The sequence below is a fragment of the Epilithonimonas caeni DSM 17710 genome (assembly GCF_000426465.1).
In the GTDB taxonomy this organism is placed as follows: Bacteria; Bacteroidota; Bacteroidia; order Flavobacteriales; family Weeksellaceae; genus Epilithonimonas; species Epilithonimonas caeni.
On sequence record NZ_KE384527.1, the window covers coordinates 354,920 to 372,259 of the forward strand.

A 17,340-nucleotide genomic window follows, 5' to 3' on the forward strand; every position below is an offset into this window, starting at 1 on the left:
TAAATTTTCAATAATGATAAAAAGAACTATTTTTTATTTTATTTTATTTGCATCTGCGCAAATTTCGAAAGCACAGACTTTTATACAGGCATATCAGGACAGAGCAAATCAAGTTTCTCAAGCCAACATCAATACTTATTTACAGGAGTTTGAAGCTTTGGGCGTTAAAAGAACAGGAACAACACAAAATACCAATACCTTTAACTGGATCAAAAACAAATACACATCCTTTGGCTATACAACATCTGATTTTTTTGAACACTCCTGGACTGCGAGCGGTTACTCTTCCAAAAATCTTATCGTCACAAAAACAGGAATACTTTATCCAAATAAATTCGTGATCGTATGCGGACATTTTGATTCCATCAACGGCCCCGGAACCAACGACAATGGAAGCGGCACATCCATTATTCTGGAAATCGCAAGGATTCTGAAAAATGTTCCGACGGATTACTCTATCAAGTTCATCCACTTCTCCGGAGAAGAACAAGGTCTTTTGGGAAGTTCCAGATATGTTTCACAAATCGTAAACGGAACCAATCCAAAAATGGACATCAAAGTCGTGGTGAATCTAGATCAGGTTGGCGGTCTTGCAACTAAAGCGAACACGAAACTTTATCACGATAGAGACCAAAGTAATCCAACGAGCAATAATGCCGCTGCTGCCATTGCTGTTCAGGAACTTGCAAATTGCACACTTCTATACTCTCCATTAGCCGTAGATTTTGACCCGGCAGAAAGCACAGATTACGTTCCTTTTCAACAGAACGGAGAAATCATCACAGGTTATTGGGAATATGAAGGTGGCTATAACAATCCTTATGTCCATACAGCAAATGATCTTTTAGTGAATATGGATCCGGTTTATGTTTTGAATGTGGGCAAATCTGCAGTTGGAGCAATACAGCATTTTGCTGTGGCCTCTACTTCGGTTTTGTCTGTAGATGACCTTTCAATTTCGAGAATATTGGAATCTGTACAATTCTATCCAAATCCTGCTAAGAATATTTTAAATTTGAAAATTGATGACTCAATAAAAAATTTCACATTCGAAATAACCGATATGAGTGGAAGCCAAATCTTTACAAAAAAACAGAATACGAATCAAGTTGATATTTCCAATTTGAAGCCTGGCGTTTATCTTGGAACCATAGCTATTGGCAATGATAAAGTCACAAAAAAAATAATTATAGAATAAAATTGAATCCACCAAAAATCATAAGCCTTCCAATAAGGCTTATTTTTTTATCTTGACGAAAATATTTAGATTTGTTCTCAATAAAAATTAGACGCAATGTTTTTATCAAAACTCAAATTTAAAAGACTTTCAACAATATCCTTGCTTGGAATTTCCACGTTGTATTTTGCTCAGAAAAAAATAGACCCGGAGCAAGCTAATGAAGATAATCTGAAAAGACATGTTTATTATTTAGCTTCTGATGAATTACAGGGAAGGCTGACAGGTTCCGAAGGTGAAACAAAAGCAGCCAATTATCTTTCTGCAGAATTCAAAAAATTGGGATTGAAGCCTTACGAAGGGAAATCTTTCATCCAGGATTTTGAATATAACGTGAAGCTAAATCCTCATGATGACAAAACATCTACGACTGTAAAAGGCAAAAATGTTGTAGCCGTTCTTAATAATAAAGCTGAAAAAACCATCGTGATCGGTGCTCATTATGATCATCTCGGACTTAACGAACATCACAATTCCACGCTTGTCAATTCCGAAGGACAGATCCATAATGGTGCCGATGACAACGCTTCCGGAACCGCTGCCGTTCTAGAATTAGCCAGAATGTTCTCACAAAATAAAACAAAAGAAAATGTCAATTATGTTTTCGCATTGTTCTCCGGAGAAGAAGACGGATTGATGGGTTCTAAAAAACTGGCAGAAACCATCAAAACAAACTATCCGAATACAATTTTTATGATCAATATGGATATGGTTGGCCGACTTAATAGCAACAAAGACCTGACCGTCGGTGGTGTTGGCACCTCTCCTATTCTAGCGGATCTGGTAAAAAAATACAAGCCAGAAGGTATTAATCTAGGTTTAGATGAATCTGGAGTCGGGCCAAGTGACCACACTTCTTTTTATCTGAAAGACATTCCTGTTCTCTTCCTTTTTACAGGAACTCATAATGATTATCACAAACCAACTGATGACTCGGATAAGATCAATTACCCAGGTCAGAAAATCATTACAAATTATGTTTTCAATCTGGCCAATGCTTTAGGTAATGAGAAGGAAATCCCGTTTACAAAAACTAAAGTTGCTGCAACCAAAGCGGTTCCAAAATACAAAGTCAGCTTAGGGATCATGCCAAATTATGCCGATAGCAAAGACGGAATGGGAATCGATGGTGTAATCGATAACAGACCAGCTGCAAATGCAGGAATCCTGCAAGGTGATGTCCTTACAAAAATCGGGAAATGCGAAGTGAAAGAAGTCTATTCTTATATGGATTGTCTGGCAAAGGTCAACGCCGGAGAGGAACATCCTGTGACGGTGAAACGTAACGGTGAAGAAAAAGTTTTCAATGTGAAATTTTAAATAAAAAAGCAGCGGACAAAATGGTCGCTGCTTTCTTTTTTTGATTAAAATTTTTCCTATTAATTCTTAATAAATTTCTGAACGATATCGGTTCCTTTTATCTTTAATAAGTAAACACCTTTATTGAGTTTAGAAACATTGATCACATTATTATTTGAGTTAATATTGGACTCTGAAACTTTTCTTCCATCCAAACTATAGATCTCTGCCGCTTCTGTCTTTTTGAAGTTCATAGAAACTGTTAAACTTTCAGTTACCGGATTCGGGTAAATAGAAACAGTATTTTTAGAAATATCTGCCACAGCCAGATTAACGCATTGATACGTTGGCAATGTATATCCGGAGGTCGTTAATTCTTCCGTAATAATATTAATGTCATCGCAAGTAAACCCATAAGTTCCCAGCATATCGATAGCAGCTTGTCTCACAGCGACAGCCGCCGTCTGCTGATTGGAGGAGGAATTGGTCATACCGAGACCTTCAAGGAAAATCCTATCTGTCTTTTCTTTACCAATTCTATCATAGATCCTCATCAAAGATGTGGCCCAGATCTGTCCGTTTGTATGAATTGCAGAAGAACTATTAATATTGGATGTAGGATATTTAGGTGCATAATTTGTTATACGTCCTGCCCAACATGTGTTATGACCATCCCAGCTAAACATCCAGTTATAATGAGGTTCTGATGGAGACCATTGATTCAAACTTCTGCTGTATGACATTGCCCAATAATCCCCTGAGCCTTCTCCCAGACCTTGCGAAGAAGAAGATTTAAGGCCTGTTATCCAATGATGAATAGCATGCCCAAATTCGTGCAATACCACATCCGCATCTTCAGCATCATCCACACATCCTTCTCCAAAGGCCAATCTTTGCGAACTCGGGATGAAGTGAGAATTGTCGTCACCGCTTAAACCATGTGGATCAAAAAGCAGTATCCCATTGTTAAGAGTAGATTTACAATCGATGCCCAATGTCTCATTGATATAGGCCATACTTCTGTCCAAATGATAAAATGCATTGACCGCTTCAAAACCTTGTTCATTTCTATTAAACAGAAAATCCGGAGTAGCTTGTGTAAACAAACCTGTAGAAGGAGATTCGAAGTCGGCTACCTGCACATATTTGCTTTTCAAACTATAAACTCCATTTGAAAACGTGATATCCGGAAGAATAACCAAACTTCTTGCGGCATCCAGGCTTGCGTTTGTAGCATCATTATTATCAACATAGTCTCCACCGTAAGCTACATGTGCTCTTGACAATGGATCTGGGTCAAAAATATAAGCTGTTCCGGCAGCTCTCAACTCATCAGTCTTTTCTTTGTTTTTCTTCTTTGGTTTCTCTTTATGATGATAATTGGCAATATCCTGAACTCTGATCACTTCCCCAGAATGTGCATCTACTATAGTTTCCCAATCGCCAGGCGTTTCGTATGAGTTGATAATAACCCTGTGGACCAGTCTTGTCTCTCCAGAATCTGTCAAAAATATGTACAGATCATTTTCCTGATGTGTGATCTCTCCCTTGATATCAGCTGCAATCTTTGCTTTTTCAAAAGCATCAACCTTATTAAATGCGGGTGTCGTATCAACTTGTTTCAACTTTTTTGAAACAGGTACATCTGTAGCGTAGGTCACTTCTCCCTGCTTATTGAAATGCACTGCAATATCACCTTCATAAACAGGAATTCCATTGATAGTCTGCTGGAATCTCAGAGTTTCCCCGGACAAACTTTTCCTTGAAGACCTAAAGTCGAAGTTATCATTCGGTGTTGTGCCTGTTTTATTTGAGTTTTTAGAGATCCAGTCTCTTGCCTTAGATTCCAGGGTTGTGGTCTGGGCATACATCGTAGAAAATGTGAGCGCAAATCCTGTTACAAGAAGAGTAGTTTTTAACTTCATACTATTATTTTTTTATTATAAAGCTAAAATAACAATTTAATTTATAAAATTAATAAAAACAGTCCTAAAATTAATTATTTCGCATTAAAAACAACAAACCGTTTAACATAATATAAATTTTAAAAATGCTATGGGAAATTGTGGAAAACTAAAAAAACATCCTACACTTTATCTTCATAACTTTGATTAAAATCCCATAATATCTCAGTAATGTATGCCTTGTTAGACTGCAACAATTTCTTTGTTTCCTGCGAAAGAACACTAGACACCGATCTAGAGGGGAAACCTGTTGTTGTCCTTTCTAATAATGATGGCTGTGTCGTTTCCAGAAGTAATGAGGCAAAAGCTTTGGGAGTACCAATGGGAGCACCAGCGTTCAAATATAAGGACCTGTTCGCTGCGAATGATGTAAAAGTATTTTCTGCGAAATTTGAACTTTATAATTTCCGCAGTCAGCAGGTAATGGAAATGGCCAAAAGCTTTCTGCCAGATGACGCTTACGAAGTTTACAGTATTGATGAATTGTTCCTTGATTTTCACGGTTTCAAATATTTTGACCTTTATGAATATTGCAATAAAATCAGGCAAAAAATCGATACAGAGCTCAATCTCCCCACAAGTATCGGAGTCGCCCCCACCAAAACACTTTGCAAGATAGCGAATCACATTGTGAAAAAGAACACTGGAAAATACCCCAACGGTGTTTATATCATGGATTCCCGAGAAAAAATAGAAGAAGCTCTAAATGATCTGGACATTGGGGATGTTTGGGGAATCGGCAGAAAACTAAGTGCAAGGATGAGAGACCACGGCGTTTATAAAGCTTCTGACCTATTATTAAAGCCAGAGATGTGGATCAGAAAGATCATGGGAATCCAGGGTGTGAGGATGATCAATGAACTGAAAGGAATCCCTCAATTGGAACTCGACAAAGCTTCGCCAAAACGATCGATCATGGTAAGCCGAAGTTTCATGAAGATGATCTCCACAAAAGAAGAATTAGCAGAGCGCATCGAAACTTTTGCTATCTATTGTGCCGAGAAATTGAGGAAACAAAACTCCTGCTGCAAAGTGATCAGTGTTTTTATTCAAACCAATCGATTCAGAAAAGAACTGGGAGAATATAAAGAAGGATTTTCTATTATTCTTCCAAATCCTAGCAGTTCGTCTATTATCTTGGCAAAATATGCCAATTCGATTTTTGAAGCGATCTATAAAGAAGGGTTTCATTATAAAAGAGCCGGCGTTATGGTATCGGATCTTGTCCCGGATAACGAAAGACAGATCAGTCTTTTCGAAAAAGATATTGACGACAAACACATCCCGATCATGAAGGCGATGGACAAGCTCAATTCAAAATATGGTAAAGATAAAATTCGTCTGGGCGGAATGTCCGGAAAAAACACCTATGGAAGAGCTACACTTTCTCCGGAATATGAGGAATTTCTAAAGAATAACATCTTGCCCGAGGCCGATTACAGATTTCAGTAAGAACAAAAAACTACCACAAAGTGGTAGTTTTATTTTATACTATTTCTGAACTCAAACCTCTATCAAGCAAAGCTTGATTCATGGGTTTAAGTTTTTCCAACGCTCCTGTCTTTACGGTACATTTCCCTTTGTAGTGAACAAGCATCGTACATTGTTCCGCCTGTTCCAAAGTATGTCCACAGATCTCTATCAGACATTCTATCACAAAATCAAATGTGTTGACATCATCATTATGAAGCACCAATTTATACACTTCATCCTCTTCTTCCAAAACCAATACTCCTTCCTCGTACTGGCGTTTTGGTTGGTCGTAAGATCTGTTATTATGGATTTTCATAACAATTTTAAGCTTCTGTAATTTCGTCTGTAATATCTTCAATCAAAGATTTGTTATAGAACAATTCTACCAATTCCACACTTTTGTTCTGCATTTTAAGGATTTTAAAATGATAAGCTCCGTAATCGAATTCTTGATTTTCTTCCGGAATATCTTGCAGCTCGTTCAGAATAAATCCAGCTAATGTATTGTATTCTCCTTCTTCAGAAAGTGGAATTTTTCTTGGTAATTTCTCATTGATCTCGTCGAGAGGCTGAGTTGCCTTTACCCAAAAGGTATTCTCACCAACCTTATCAACAATCTTCTCCTCTTCATCTTCCTCGTCCTGGATTTCTCCGACCAGTTCTTCCAAAATATCTTCCAGCGTAATGATACCCTCTGTTCCACCGAATTCATCAATGACAATCGCCATATGTTGTTTCTTGAATTGGAACACTTTCAGTAAATCGGAAATTTTCTTGCTTCCGACAACGAAGAATGCCTCTCTCATCAGACCCTTCAAATCTTCGTGGGTCAATTCACCTTTGCTTTTGATATATTCTCTGATGATTTCTTTTGTATAGAAAATACCTATAATATTATCAATAGAACCTTCATAAACCGGAATTCGGGAATATCCGCTGTCCATGATCTGAGAAATGATCTCTTCCGTACTATCTTCGATATCGATAGAAGAGATATTCTGTCTCGTGATCATGATCTGTTTTGCATTATGATCCGTAAAATCGAATGCATTTTTTATGATCTCATAATTCTCTTCTTCAATCTCTCCACTATCCGCAGATTGTTTTACCAAAAGTTGAAGTTCCTCCGTAGAGTGAATATCATGCTCCGAAGCCGGGTGAATTTTAATAATTCTTAAAAATCCGTTGGACAATGAGTTCATCAACCAAATAAAAGGTCTGAAGATATTATAGAATAGATGTAACGGATACGCTATAAAAAGTGTTGTAGCTTCGGATTTTCTGATAGCAATAGACTTAGGGACCAATTCTCCAAAAACAATATGCATCACGGTAATCAACAAAAAACTACAAACAACAGAAATCGTGGTAACAGTAGCTTCCGCCAATTCTATATTCAGTGAATGGAAAATCGATTCTATAATATGATGTAAAGCGCTTTCCCCGACCCAACCTAAAGCAAGTGATGCCAAGGTAATTCCTAATTGGGTTGCTGACAGATAAGCGTCAAGATTTTTGATAATGTTTTCGGCTTGTTTAGCCATTGTGTTTCCCTCAGCAGCTTTTAGCTGGATTTGGGAGTATCGTACTTTAACGATTGAGAATTCGGCGGCTACGAAAAAGCCATTCAGAAGAACTAAAAATAATGCAATGAGAAGTTTGACTAAACTATCGGGGTCCATTTAATGTGTTTATATACAATATCTGCAAAGATAGATAATTTTTTTAACTTGAATTTGTACTGTGTATTAAGTCTGAGAAAATGATTGAAACAGAGAATCTCTCGCAGCCCGACTTATCTTCTATTTATATATTTTTTATTTGAATCGATGAATCTCGTTCCTCTATTTGAGCGGAAATCCTTTTTACGCAACGCAGTGGAGTGAAAAGATTGACTTTGTCGAACCACTTCGTTAGGTTTGGGAGTGGAAGGCGGAGAAAGCTGCCCAAAATAATAAAAAGCACTGAAGTTTGACCTCCAATGCTTTTTATAACTAACTACTAACTTTAACTTTATCTTTATCAACTGTTCTTAAGAGCCTCTGCTCCGGAAACAATTTCTAATATCTCATTGGTAATGGCAGCCTGTCTTGCTTTGTTGTAGAAGATTCTCAGTTCGTTTCTAAGTGCTTCTGCATTATCGGTTGCCTTGTGCATTGCCGTCATCCTTGCTCCGTGTTCTGATGCTACGGAATCCAAAACAGCTTTGAAGATCTGAGTCTTGATGGACTTAGGAATCAACGTTTCCAAAATCTCCTGTCTTCCCGGTTCGAAGATATAATCTACATTAACCTCGGAAGTTGTTTTCTCCGCTGAAACAGCAATTGGCAAAACCTGCTCCGTAACGACTTCCTGTGTTGCAGCATTGATAAATCTATTGTAAACAACATAGACCTTATCAAATTTTCCCGCTTTGAAGTCCTTCATTACTTTGCCAGTCATATTTGAAACGTGGTCAAAAGAAAGGTTGTCAAACAGAGAACTGTGGTTTTCATAAACCGTTCTGTTTTTTTTCAACGCGTCAAAAGCTTTTTTACCGATTGTCAAAACTTCAACCTCTACATTTTCGTTAGCTGCGAACTGAATGTTCAATTCTTTGATAACCGAAGAGTTGAAAGCACCAGCCAAACCTCTGTTGGAAGTTACGGTAATGAAAAGGACTTTTTTCACTTCTCTTTCTACTGCGAACTCAGAGATGTTTTCTGCATCAGAAGCTGCACTTACATTCTCTATGATCTCCTGAAGTTTTTCAGAATAAGGTCTCAGCATTACGATTGCGTCCTGTGCTTTCTTTAGTTTCGCTGCGGAAACCATTTTCATAGCACTTGTGATCTGCATCGTAGAAGATATAGATGAAATTCTGCCTCGTATTTCTTTTAAGTTTGCCATTCTAAATATTCAAAGTTTAAAATTCAGAGTTTAAAGTTCATTAAACTCTGAACATTGAATTTTTTTAATTATACTTCGCTGCAAGGTCAGTTGCAACTTGTTTCAAAGTACCAGTGATCGAGTCATCAATCTTACCAGCTTTAAGCGCTGACATTACTTCCGGGTGTTTGTTTTTCAGGAAGTCAACATATTCCACCTGGAATTCTTTAACTTTTCTGATCGGAACATTTCTCAATAAGTTCTCAGTTCCTGCGTAGATCATCGCAACTTGATTTTCTACCGGAAGAGGAGAGTTAACCGGTTGCTTAAGAAGCTCCACGTTTCTCTCACCTTTAGAGATAACCGCAAGCGTTGCAGCATCCAAATCAGAACCGAACTTAGCAAACGCTTCCAATTCTTTATATTGAGCCTGGTCTAGCTTCAAAGTACCAGACACTTTTTTCATAGATTTGATCTGAGCATTACCTCCTACTCTCGATACAGAGATACCAACGTTGATCGCAGGACGAACCCCAGAGTTGAATAAATCAGATTCCAAGAATATCTGTCCGTCTGTAATAGAGATCACGTTTGTAGGAATATATGCAGAAACGTCACCCGCCTGAGTTTCGATAATTGGAAGTGCTGTTAGAGAGCCACCCCCTTTTACGATCGGTTTAAGAGACTCTGGAAGGTCGTTCATCTGAGCAGCAATCGTATCATCAGCGATAACTTTCGCAGCTCTTTCCAACAATCTTGAGTGAAGGTAGAAAACGTCTCCCGGATAAGCCTCACGTCCCGGTGGTCTTCTCAATAGAAGAGAAAGCTCACGGTAAGCAACAGCTTGTTTTGACAAATCATCATAAACGATCAAAGCTGGTCTACCAGTATCTCTGAAGAACTCACCGATAGATGCCCCCGCCATAGCAGAATAAACCTGCATTGGAACCGGGTCAGAAGCGTTAGCAGCTACAACAACTGTGTAAGCCAGAGCGCCTTTGTCTTCTAATGTTTTAACGATCTGAGCTACAGTCGAAGCTTTTTGTCCGATTGCAACATATATACAATATACTGGTTGTCCAGCATCATAAAATTCTTTTTGATTGATGATGGTATCAATAGCCACAACCGTTTTACCAGTTTGTCTATCACCAATGATCAACTCCCTTTGTCCTCTTCCTACCGGAATCATTGAGTCAATCGCAACGATACCAGTTTGTAATGGTTCCGTTACCGGCTGACGGAAGATAACACCCGGAGCTTTTCTCTCCAATGGCATCTCATAAAGTTCACCACCTATTGGTCCTTTACCATCGATCGGGTTTCCTAATGTATCAACAACTCTACCAAGCATTCCTTCACCAACTTTGATAGAAGAGATTCTTTGAGTTCTTTTTACAGTATCACCTTCTTTTACCAATTTGGATTCACCCAAAAGTGCAACCCCAACATTATCTTCTTCAAGGTTAAGAACGATACCTTCTACTCCAGCCTCGAATTTTACCAATTCTCCGTACTGTACGTTCTCCAAACCGTAAACACGAGCAATACCATCACCTATCGTAAGAACAGTACCAACTTCTTCTACGTTAGATTGGGTATCGAAATTTGCTAATTGCTGCTTCAGTATCGCTGATACTTCTGCCGGATTTATTTCTGCCATTATATGGTTGTTTTTTCTTAATTAAGTTGAAATTCTTTTTTGATATTGCCCAGCTTAGTTCTTACTGAAGCATCGATTTGCTGGTCACCGATTCTTAGGATATAACCTCCAAGAATTTCCGGTTTGATGATCGTTTCCAAATCATAGTTAGAAACATTCACCATTTTGGAATCAGCAATGATTTTCTGAATATTATCTTTTGATAAAGCCGTTGCAGAAACCAAAGTAATACGTTGAGTACCTTTGATATCCTCTACTTTATTGATGAATTCCTGAGCAATATTCTTAAGCTGCGCTTCTCTCCCCTGTTTGATAACAAGTCTGATAATATTTTTAGAAACGGGAGAAAAATCTTTGAATATTTCTAAAGCAATCGCTTCTTTCTTTCTTGAATCAATGATCGGCGTGTTCACAAACTGATTCAGTTCCTTTGAAGAAGACATTATTTTCACAATATCCTTCATCTCTCCGAAAACAGCTTCCGTATTACCGGATTCCTGAGTGAAATCCAATAAACCTTGTGCGTATCTTTTAGCTACTTTAGATGTTAACATCCTGATTAGTTAAGGTTAGATTTGTTAAGAATATTTTCTACCAAAGCATTCTGAGCGCTATCGTTGTTCAATTTCTCTTTCAGGATACTTTCAGCGATGTTCACAGACAAAGTCCCGATTTGAGTTTTGATGTCTGCCATTGCAGCATTTTTCTCAGTCTGGATAGATTGTCTTGCAGCTTCAATCATTTTTTCTCCTTCTACTTTAGCAGAATCTTTAGCCTGATTTACAATTTTGTCTTTCATCTCTCTCGCTTCTTTCAAGATGCCATCTCTTTCAGCTCTGGCTTCACGAAGAATTCTTTCGTTATCTTCTTTCAACTGCGCCATCTCTTGTTTAGCTAATTTAGCCTGATTAAGAGCATCAATGATAGAAGTTTCTCTCTCGTCGATAGATTTAAGAATTGGTTTCCAAGCAAATTTTCCTAATACGAAAAGTAAGATCAAGAAAATGATGGACTGAATGATAAATAATCCTGATGAAAACTGATGAAGTAATTCCATTATATAGTGAGATTAAGTTTTTTAAATTTTTAAATTAAACATTGTCGCAGCCAACCGCTGCAACAATGTTTATGATTTTGTTTGGCTTATGATGCGAATAACGCAGCGAAAGCAACACCTTCTACTAGTGCAGCAGCAATAAGCATAGCAGTTTGGATTTTTCCAGATTGTTCTGGTTGTCTAGCGATTGCTTCAAGAGCAGCAGCACCAATTTTTCCAAGACCGATACCTACACCTAGTACAATAAGACCTGCACCAATAATTCTAGGGATTTCCATAATATATAATTTAAAAAATTGTTTTTATAAATTTAATTAATGAGCGTGTTCATGCTCATGTTCTTCTACCGCCATTCCGATAAACAAAGCAGAAAGCATTGTAAAGATATAAGCCTGCAAGAACGCTACTAATACTTCTAACAAATAAATTACGAATGTCAAGAACGGGAATGCAACACCTGCGATCCAATTTTCAAAGATGTAAATCGACCCGATCAAAGTCATTACAACGATGTGACCCGCTGTCATATTCGCAAAAAGTCGAATCATCAATGCAAAAGGCTTGGTCAAAGTTCCCAATAGTTCGATTGGCATCATGATAAACTTCATTGGAACAGGAACTCCCGGCATCCAGAAGATATGTTTCCAATAATCTTTTGAACCTGAGAAAGTTGTGATCAAATAAGTCATAATTGCCAGGAAAAATGTAATAGCAATATTACCGGTTACGTTGATCCCGAAAGGCATCAGACCTAAAACATTCAGGAATAAGATGAAGAAAAACACAGTCAATAGATAACCCATAAATCTCTTATACTTATGTCCGATGTTTGGAATCGCAATATCATCTCTTACGAAAATAATAATTGGTTCTAGGAATTTTGCGGCACCATTTGGAACAAGAGATTTTTTGTAAGACCTGGCCATTCCTCCGAACAATACAATCATCAGAACTGCAACTAGGAAAATAACCAAAACACTTTTTGTAATAGACAAATCCAAAACTCTTTTTTCAGTTGGGTGATGATCTTTATCTAATGTTAAAGTTCCTTTAGAATCTGTTCTGTAGATTTTTTCGTGATGAAGTATATAGAATTTACCGTCACTTTCTACCGGAGAACCGTGAATAAACTCGTGTCCATCCACACCTTCCGTATTACTCATAAAGAAATGAAATCCTTCATCATAAATAATTACCGGCAGAGGAAAACCAATGTGATGACCGTCTTTGACCATCAAGGCAACATCGTGAGCATCCAAAATGTGATGGTCTACGAATTCTTTAACTTCCTTGGTTCTCTCTTCTTTTCCAGAAAGTTCCGGAGTTTCAGTTACAGGTTTACCGTGTTGGTTTTCAACATTTTCGTGCTGCGCAAAAGCCGTAGCAAACATCAATAAACTGTAAAATAAAATTGCCGTTTTCTTTAGCATCGGTAGATTTTTTTTTCGTTTTGCAAAAATAGACTATTTTTTCTCTTTTGAAGAATATTTTTACTGTTTTTTGTCATAATTAATTAAGCTAATGGCATAGTAGGTAAGCAACGCTGTCAGAACAAAATAAGGGATGATAAAATGGAATTTATAATTCGGAATTTCCTCGAAATGAAGCTTATTTTTTATCAGATACATCATCCCGAATTTCACCAGAATCAGTCCTATTACAGCAAGGCCGAGAAACTGTGGAACGATTCTGTTGATGAGAATAATCAAAGTTATCATCATCATAAAAATGATACTTAAGAAAAGATAAAACTTGATAATCGTCACTTCATTAAGATGAAAAACGAATTTCCAAAGTATAAAATGGATAATGAATGTAAGGAAAAATATTACACTGATGACAATATTACTTTTGTTTTGCATTTTCTTCTTCTTTATTTAGAATTTCGAGTCGTTTCAAAGTTGTATATAATGAAAGACAAAGCCCGCTTAGTCCAATCACTAGAACCAAAACATTGGAACCGGTTTCAAAATACAAATCCAGCTGATGTCCACCCCAAAAAGCAATCCCAATAATAAAAAGCATCTGAAAAACAACAGACGAATATTTCCCATATTTTCTGAGGGAATCGGAGGCGTTATTTTTTTTGTCTTCCAATTTTTGATTTTTGCAAAAGTAAACATTCTGGACAACTTGAAAGATTTATAAATTTTTGTGCGGATTTCAAACGCAAAGTGCACAAAGATTTCTTTTGACATTATTGAAAATATTTTAAGGTTCGCAAAGGCGCTTTGCTTATCAAAGAAATATAATTGTAACATCTAGTTTGTCATTCCGTAGGAATCTCGACAGCTAAGTTTAGATTGACTCCGTCGAACCACTTCGTTAGGTTTCCTACGGAATGACAATATTGTATTTAATGCTAAATGTTGTTTTAACGTTGAATCTGCAGCCCGACTTATCTCATTTTTTTTTAATATAGAATCGATGAACCACTCCGTTAGGTTTGAGCGGAAATCCTTTCTACGCAGCGCAACGGAGTGAAAAGATTAGGAGCCCTTCGACTTCGCTCAGGATAAACTACAGGCGGATTAAGCTGCCCAAAAACTCATAATTAATCTAACCATTTCGTAATGGGATGATTGCCGAATTTTTCTTATTTTTGCAACCTTAAATATCTTATTAAAGTTATGTTCAACAGTTTACAAGACAAGCTAGATAAAGCGCTTCATAATATCTCCGGACGTGGAAAAATCACGGAAATCAACGTTGCAGAAACGGTAAAGGAAATCCGAAGAGCATTGGTAGATGCCGATGTAAATTATAAAGTTGCCAAAGACCTTACGAAAAGAGTTCAGGATAAAGCGATTGGAGAAAACGTTTTGACTTCGCTGACGCCGGGACAATTGATGACGAAAATTGTTCACGACGAATTGGTTGACCTAATGGGTGGTTCTCAGGAAGGAATCAACCTTTCCGGAAAACCAACTGTGATTCTGATTGCCGGTCTTCAAGGTTCTGGTAAAACGACTTTCTCAGGAAAATTGGCTAATTATCTGAAACAGAAAAGAAGCAAAAAGCCACTTTTGGTAGCCTGCGATGTTTACAGACCTGCGGCTATTGACCAGCTGAAAGTTCTTGGTGGACAAATCAATATCGAAGTTTATACTGAGGAAGAAAATAAAAATCCTGTTGCGATTGCTGAGAATGCAATTAATTATGCTAAATCTAATGGATTTGATACGATTATCGTGGATACGGCCGGTCGTCTGGCGATTGATGAGCAAATGATGAACGAGATCAAGTCAGTTCATCAAACCATTAAACCGACTGAAACGCTTTTCGTAGTAGATTCGATGACGGGGCAAGATGCGGTAAATACTGCAAAAGCCTTCAATGACACTTTGAATTTTGATGGTGTTGTTCTTACTAAATTAGATGGTGATACCCGAGGTGGAGCTGCGTTGACAATTCGTTCTGTAGTTGAAAAACCAATCAAATTCATCTCTACCGGCGAAAAATTGGAAGCACTTGACCTTTTCTATCCGGAAAGGATGGCGGACAGAATTCTTGGAATGGGAGATGTTGTTTCCTTGGTGGAAAGAGCTCAGGAACAATTTGATGAAGAGGAAGCTAAAAAACTTCACAAGAAAATTGCTAAGAATGAATTTGGTTTCGATGACTTTTTGAAGCAAATCAACCAAATCAAGAAAATGGGTAATATGAAGGATCTAATGGGGATGATTCCGGGTGTTGGAAAAGCGATTAAAGATGTGGACATCAACGATGATGCTTTCAAACATATCGAAGCAATCATCCACTCGATGACACCTGACGAAAGAAGAAGACCTTCTATCATCAATGTTTCAAGAAAACAAAGAATTGCTAAAGGTGCTGGAAGAAAATTGGAAGATGTAAATGCACTAATGAAGCAATTTGACCAGATGGGCAAAATGATGAAGATGATGCAAGGGCCACAAGGTAAACAAATGATGCAGATGATGAGCAAGATGCCGAATATCCCTGGAATGGGTGGTGGGCTGTTTGGGAAGTAACATTGAATATCTAAAAATTAAAAACCTGAGAAAAATTATTATTTTCTCAGGTTTTTTTGTTGATGAAATACTAAAACTATAACCCGCATTACTGCGGGTTATAGTTATGTAGAAATTAATTTCTTAGTTTTTGTCCCATATTAGTTTGGTAGTTAATTTATCACCACCAGTACCTAAATTCGATACTCCGGAATTGTATCCATTCGGATTATACTGCAATAATGTAACCGGATAGGTAATTCTAGCTGGCATTTCAGTTAGTGTTGAACCAGCTGGGGATATTGGAGTAAATACATACGTCGTTGCTCCTGCAGTTGTTGGTATTAAAAGATTATTGGTTTCTCCCGGTTTCAGTAGGAAGTCCGGATAGCCTGTCCTTCTATATTCTGCATAAGCTTCTTGTGGTTGCATAAATAATGCTAAGTATTTCTGGTTCAATACATTTGCCTGATTTGCTACCGGTAATGCATTAACAAATGAATTTATATCAGCAGTAGAAACACCCCATCTTTCCATAGAAGCTCTGACACCATTTTTATAATGATTATCATCCCAGCCGTTTACTTCCGATAATAAAAATTCAACTTCTGCATATTCCATTAATACTTCGCCAAAATCAGGTTTAATAACATTATTACTCCAGTTGGATGCTCCAGATGCATTTTGTACAGCCACCATCTGCCTTGTCAGACCGTAAGGTAAACCTATATAATTGTCCAATCTTTTACTTGATGTATATGTAAAAGAACCTAAAGAAGGTGTCACGAAATTTTGCTGTCTATTTCCACTATCATCTAAAATATAATTATCATCAGCATCAACTTTGAAAACAGGAGCTGCATATTTATAAAGTCTAGGATCTAAACCAAAACCACCCTTTTCTCCTTTCAATGCTTTTACCATAGTGTCTGTAATCTTAAAATCTGTTCTAGAATTTACAAACATTGCTGTATACATCGGAGATGCAAGCTGTGGATTACTAGAATCATAAACTAAAACAGCATTATCATCATTCGATGTCATAACACCACTATTAATTGCATCAGTTATATGAGATTGAGCTTCTGGAATTGCTGATTTTAATCTATTTGCGATTCTTAAGCGAAGTGAGTTTGAAAACTTCTTCCATTTACTCATATTACCACTATAAATTGGATCACCATCAAATTTATTATCTGATAAAACCAATTGATTTGAAGCCTCTTTCAATTCTTTTAAAATATCTGAATAAATTTTATCTTGCGATGCATATTTTGGTTGTGGATAAACTGTCAGATTAAGAGCTTGAAAATCTGAATCAGAATTACCATAGGAATAGTAAGGCACAGAACCAAATGTATCTGCCAAAATTGAAAAAATATAGCTCAACATTATCCTCGAAACCGCTATCTGATTATTATTATTACCATAAGCAGAAGCTTGAGTTCGTGTAGTGGGATCGGTATTTAACTTAATAATACTTTGATAGTCAACTGCAACTCTATATAAATTATTATAGATTGCAGCGCTTGATGTCTCTCTAAATTGAAATCTATCTTCTTCAGTATAAGCAACTTGTGCAGAATATTGAACCCATGGTAATGTCATTCTTCCCGACTCAAAATCGTTCCTAGTAGCATCCATAAGCTCTTTCGTAGCTGAATTCATTAAACCTGAAGTCGGTACTTGTTCAGGCTGATTGGGGTTGACATTTATTTCGTCTAAAGATTCTTGACATCCAATAAAAGTCATCAAACCAATTGACAAAATGGCTGTTTTTGTAATATTTATAGCTTTCATTTTTT

General features: G+C 37.2%; 16 protein-coding genes. 4 read left to right on the forward strand and 12 right to left on the reverse strand.

What is annotated here, in order from left to right; all coding sequences use genetic code 11:
- The first annotated feature begins 13 nt into the window (after nt 1-13).
- Together K319_RS0116690 and K319_RS0116700 are read left to right on the forward strand one after the other, a co-directional pair.
- Entirely contained in the window at nt 14-1,198 is a 1,185-nt protein-coding gene (locus tag K319_RS0116690) for a M28 family peptidase (protein WP_027384639.1), read from the forward strand.
- 96 nt (nt 1,199-1,294) lie between these two features.
- Nucleotides 1,295-2,557, forward strand: coding sequence for a M20/M25/M40 family metallo-hydrolase (locus K319_RS0116700; protein ID WP_034672009.1), 1,263 nt, complete (start codon nt 1,295-1,297; stop codon nt 2,555-2,557).
- Nucleotides 2,558-2,616: 59 nt separating this feature from the next.
- Here K319_RS0116700 and K319_RS20670 read toward each other — a convergent pair whose 3' ends face one another.
- Entirely contained in the window at nt 2,617-4,461 is a 1,845-nt protein-coding gene (locus tag K319_RS20670; RefSeq protein ID WP_084403467.1) for a T9SS type A sorting domain-containing protein, read from the reverse strand.
- Between the two features lie 210 nt (nt 4,462-4,671).
- Between K319_RS20670 and K319_RS0116710 the strand changes: the two genes are divergently transcribed.
- Nucleotides 4,672-5,952 (forward strand): Y-family DNA polymerase, encoded by a 1,281-nt coding sequence (locus K319_RS0116710; RefSeq protein ID WP_027384641.1) that lies wholly within the window; start codon nt 4,672-4,674, stop codon nt 5,950-5,952.
- Nucleotides 5,953-5,986: 34 nt separating this feature from the next.
- On the opposite strand, the gene K319_RS0116715 is transcribed toward K319_RS0116710, so the two are convergent.
- The 10 genes from K319_RS0116715 to K319_RS0116760 all read right to left on the reverse strand — a co-directional run bounded on the left by K319_RS0116715 (nt 5,987) and on the right by K319_RS0116760 (nt 13,658).
- Entirely contained in the window at nt 5,987-6,289 is a 303-nt protein-coding gene (locus tag K319_RS0116715) for an ATP-dependent Clp protease adaptor ClpS (protein ID WP_027384642.1), read from the reverse strand.
- 7 nt (nt 6,290-6,296) lie between these two features.
- Complete coding sequence (locus K319_RS0116720; RefSeq protein WP_027384643.1) at nt 6,297-7,655, reverse strand: hemolysin family protein; 1,359 nt, start codon at nt 7,653-7,655, stop codon at nt 6,297-6,299.
- 340 nt (nt 7,656-7,995) lie between these two features.
- Complete coding sequence (atpG, locus tag K319_RS0116725) at nt 7,996-8,862, reverse strand: ATP synthase F1 subunit gamma (RefSeq protein WP_027384644.1); 867 nt, start codon at nt 8,860-8,862, stop codon at nt 7,996-7,998.
- Between the two features lie 64 nt (nt 8,863-8,926).
- A complete protein-coding gene (atpA, locus tag K319_RS0116730; protein WP_027384645.1) occupies nt 8,927-10,504 on the reverse strand; it encodes a F0F1 ATP synthase subunit alpha in 1,578 nt (525 codons plus the stop codon).
- Between the two features lie 17 nt (nt 10,505-10,521).
- Nucleotides 10,522-11,058: an ATP synthase F1 subunit delta gene (atpH, locus tag K319_RS0116735; RefSeq protein ID WP_027384646.1), complete on the reverse strand. Its 537-nt coding sequence runs from the start codon at nt 11,056-11,058 to the stop codon at nt 10,522-10,524.
- A 5-nt stretch (nt 11,059-11,063) separates the two neighbouring features.
- Nucleotides 11,064-11,564, reverse strand: coding sequence for a F0F1 ATP synthase subunit B (locus tag K319_RS0116740; RefSeq protein ID WP_185092688.1), 501 nt, complete (start codon nt 11,562-11,564; stop codon nt 11,064-11,066).
- 83 nt (nt 11,565-11,647) lie between these two features.
- Nucleotides 11,648-11,839, reverse strand: a complete 192-nt coding sequence (gene atpE / locus K319_RS0116745) for an ATP synthase F0 subunit C (protein ID WP_027384648.1) — start codon at nt 11,837-11,839, stop codon at nt 11,648-11,650.
- A 36-nt stretch (nt 11,840-11,875) separates the two neighbouring features.
- Complete coding sequence (atpB, locus tag K319_RS0116750; RefSeq protein ID WP_027384649.1) at nt 11,876-12,991, reverse strand: F0F1 ATP synthase subunit A; 1,116 nt, start codon at nt 12,989-12,991, stop codon at nt 11,876-11,878.
- Between the two features lie 60 nt (nt 12,992-13,051).
- Nucleotides 13,052-13,423, reverse strand: a complete 372-nt coding sequence (locus K319_RS0116755; RefSeq protein ID WP_027384650.1) for a hypothetical protein — start codon at nt 13,421-13,423, stop codon at nt 13,052-13,054.
- On the reverse strand, nt 13,407-13,658 hold the full coding sequence (locus K319_RS0116760) for an AtpZ/AtpI family protein (protein ID WP_027384651.1): 252 nt from the start codon (nt 13,656-13,658) through the stop codon (nt 13,407-13,409). The genes K319_RS0116755 and K319_RS0116760 overlap by 17 nt, the downstream gene beginning before the upstream one ends.
- A 533-nt stretch (nt 13,659-14,191) precedes the next feature.
- On the opposite strand from K319_RS0116760, the gene ffh reads away from it, so the two are divergent.
- Nucleotides 14,192-15,556 carry a signal recognition particle protein gene (ffh, locus tag K319_RS0116765; RefSeq protein WP_027384652.1) on the forward strand — a complete coding sequence of 455 codons (1,365 nt, stop codon included), beginning with the start codon at nt 14,192-14,194 and terminating at the stop codon, nt 15,554-15,556.
- A 123-nt stretch (nt 15,557-15,679) separates the two neighbouring features.
- Here the strand turns inward: ffh and K319_RS0116770 are convergent, their stop codons facing one another.
- Nucleotides 15,680-17,335, reverse strand: coding sequence for a SusD/RagB family nutrient-binding outer membrane lipoprotein (locus tag K319_RS0116770; RefSeq protein WP_027384653.1), 1,656 nt, complete (start codon nt 17,333-17,335; stop codon nt 15,680-15,682).
- Nucleotides 17,336-17,340 lie beyond the last annotated feature (5 nt).

What these genes read in the sequence shown, in the direction of transcription:
- ffh (WP_027384652.1), top strand. Translation starts at nt 14,192, where the DNA reads ATGTTCAACAGTTTACAAGACAAGCTAGATAAAGCGCTTCATAATATC.
- atpE (WP_027384648.1), bottom strand. Translation starts at nt 11,839, where the DNA reads ATGGAAATCCCTAGAATTATTGGTGCAGGTCTTATTGTACTAGGTGTA.
- K319_RS20670 (WP_084403467.1), bottom strand. Translation starts at nt 4,461, where the DNA reads ATGAAGTTAAAAACTACTCTTCTTGTAACAGGATTTGCGCTCACATTT.
- atpB (WP_027384649.1), bottom strand. Translation starts at nt 12,991, where the DNA reads ATGCTAAAGAAAACGGCAATTTTATTTTACAGTTTATTGATGTTTGCT.
- K319_RS0116690 (WP_027384639.1), top strand. Translation starts at nt 14, where the DNA reads ATGATAAAAAGAACTATTTTTTATTTTATTTTATTTGCATCTGCGCAA.
- K319_RS0116770 (WP_027384653.1), bottom strand. Translation starts at nt 17,335, where the DNA reads ATGAAAGCTATAAATATTACAAAAACAGCCATTTTGTCAATTGGTTTG.
- K319_RS0116710 (WP_027384641.1), top strand. Translation starts at nt 4,672, where the DNA reads ATGTATGCCTTGTTAGACTGCAACAATTTCTTTGTTTCCTGCGAAAGA.
- K319_RS0116715 (WP_027384642.1), bottom strand. Translation starts at nt 6,289, where the DNA reads ATGAAAATCCATAATAACAGATCTTACGACCAACCAAAACGCCAGTAC.
- atpH (WP_027384646.1), bottom strand. Translation starts at nt 11,058, where the DNA reads ATGTTAACATCTAAAGTAGCTAAAAGATACGCACAAGGTTTATTGGAT.
- K319_RS0116700 (WP_034672009.1), top strand. Translation starts at nt 1,295, where the DNA reads ATGTTTTTATCAAAACTCAAATTTAAAAGACTTTCAACAATATCCTTG.
- K319_RS0116755 (WP_027384650.1), bottom strand. Translation starts at nt 13,423, where the DNA reads ATGCAAAACAAAAGTAATATTGTCATCAGTGTAATATTTTTCCTTACA.
- atpG (WP_027384644.1), bottom strand. Translation starts at nt 8,862, where the DNA reads ATGGCAAACTTAAAAGAAATACGAGGCAGAATTTCATCTATATCTTCT.
- K319_RS0116720 (WP_027384643.1), bottom strand. Translation starts at nt 7,655, where the DNA reads ATGGACCCCGATAGTTTAGTCAAACTTCTCATTGCATTATTTTTAGTT.
- atpA (WP_027384645.1), bottom strand. Translation starts at nt 10,504, where the DNA reads ATGGCAGAAATAAATCCGGCAGAAGTATCAGCGATACTGAAGCAGCAA.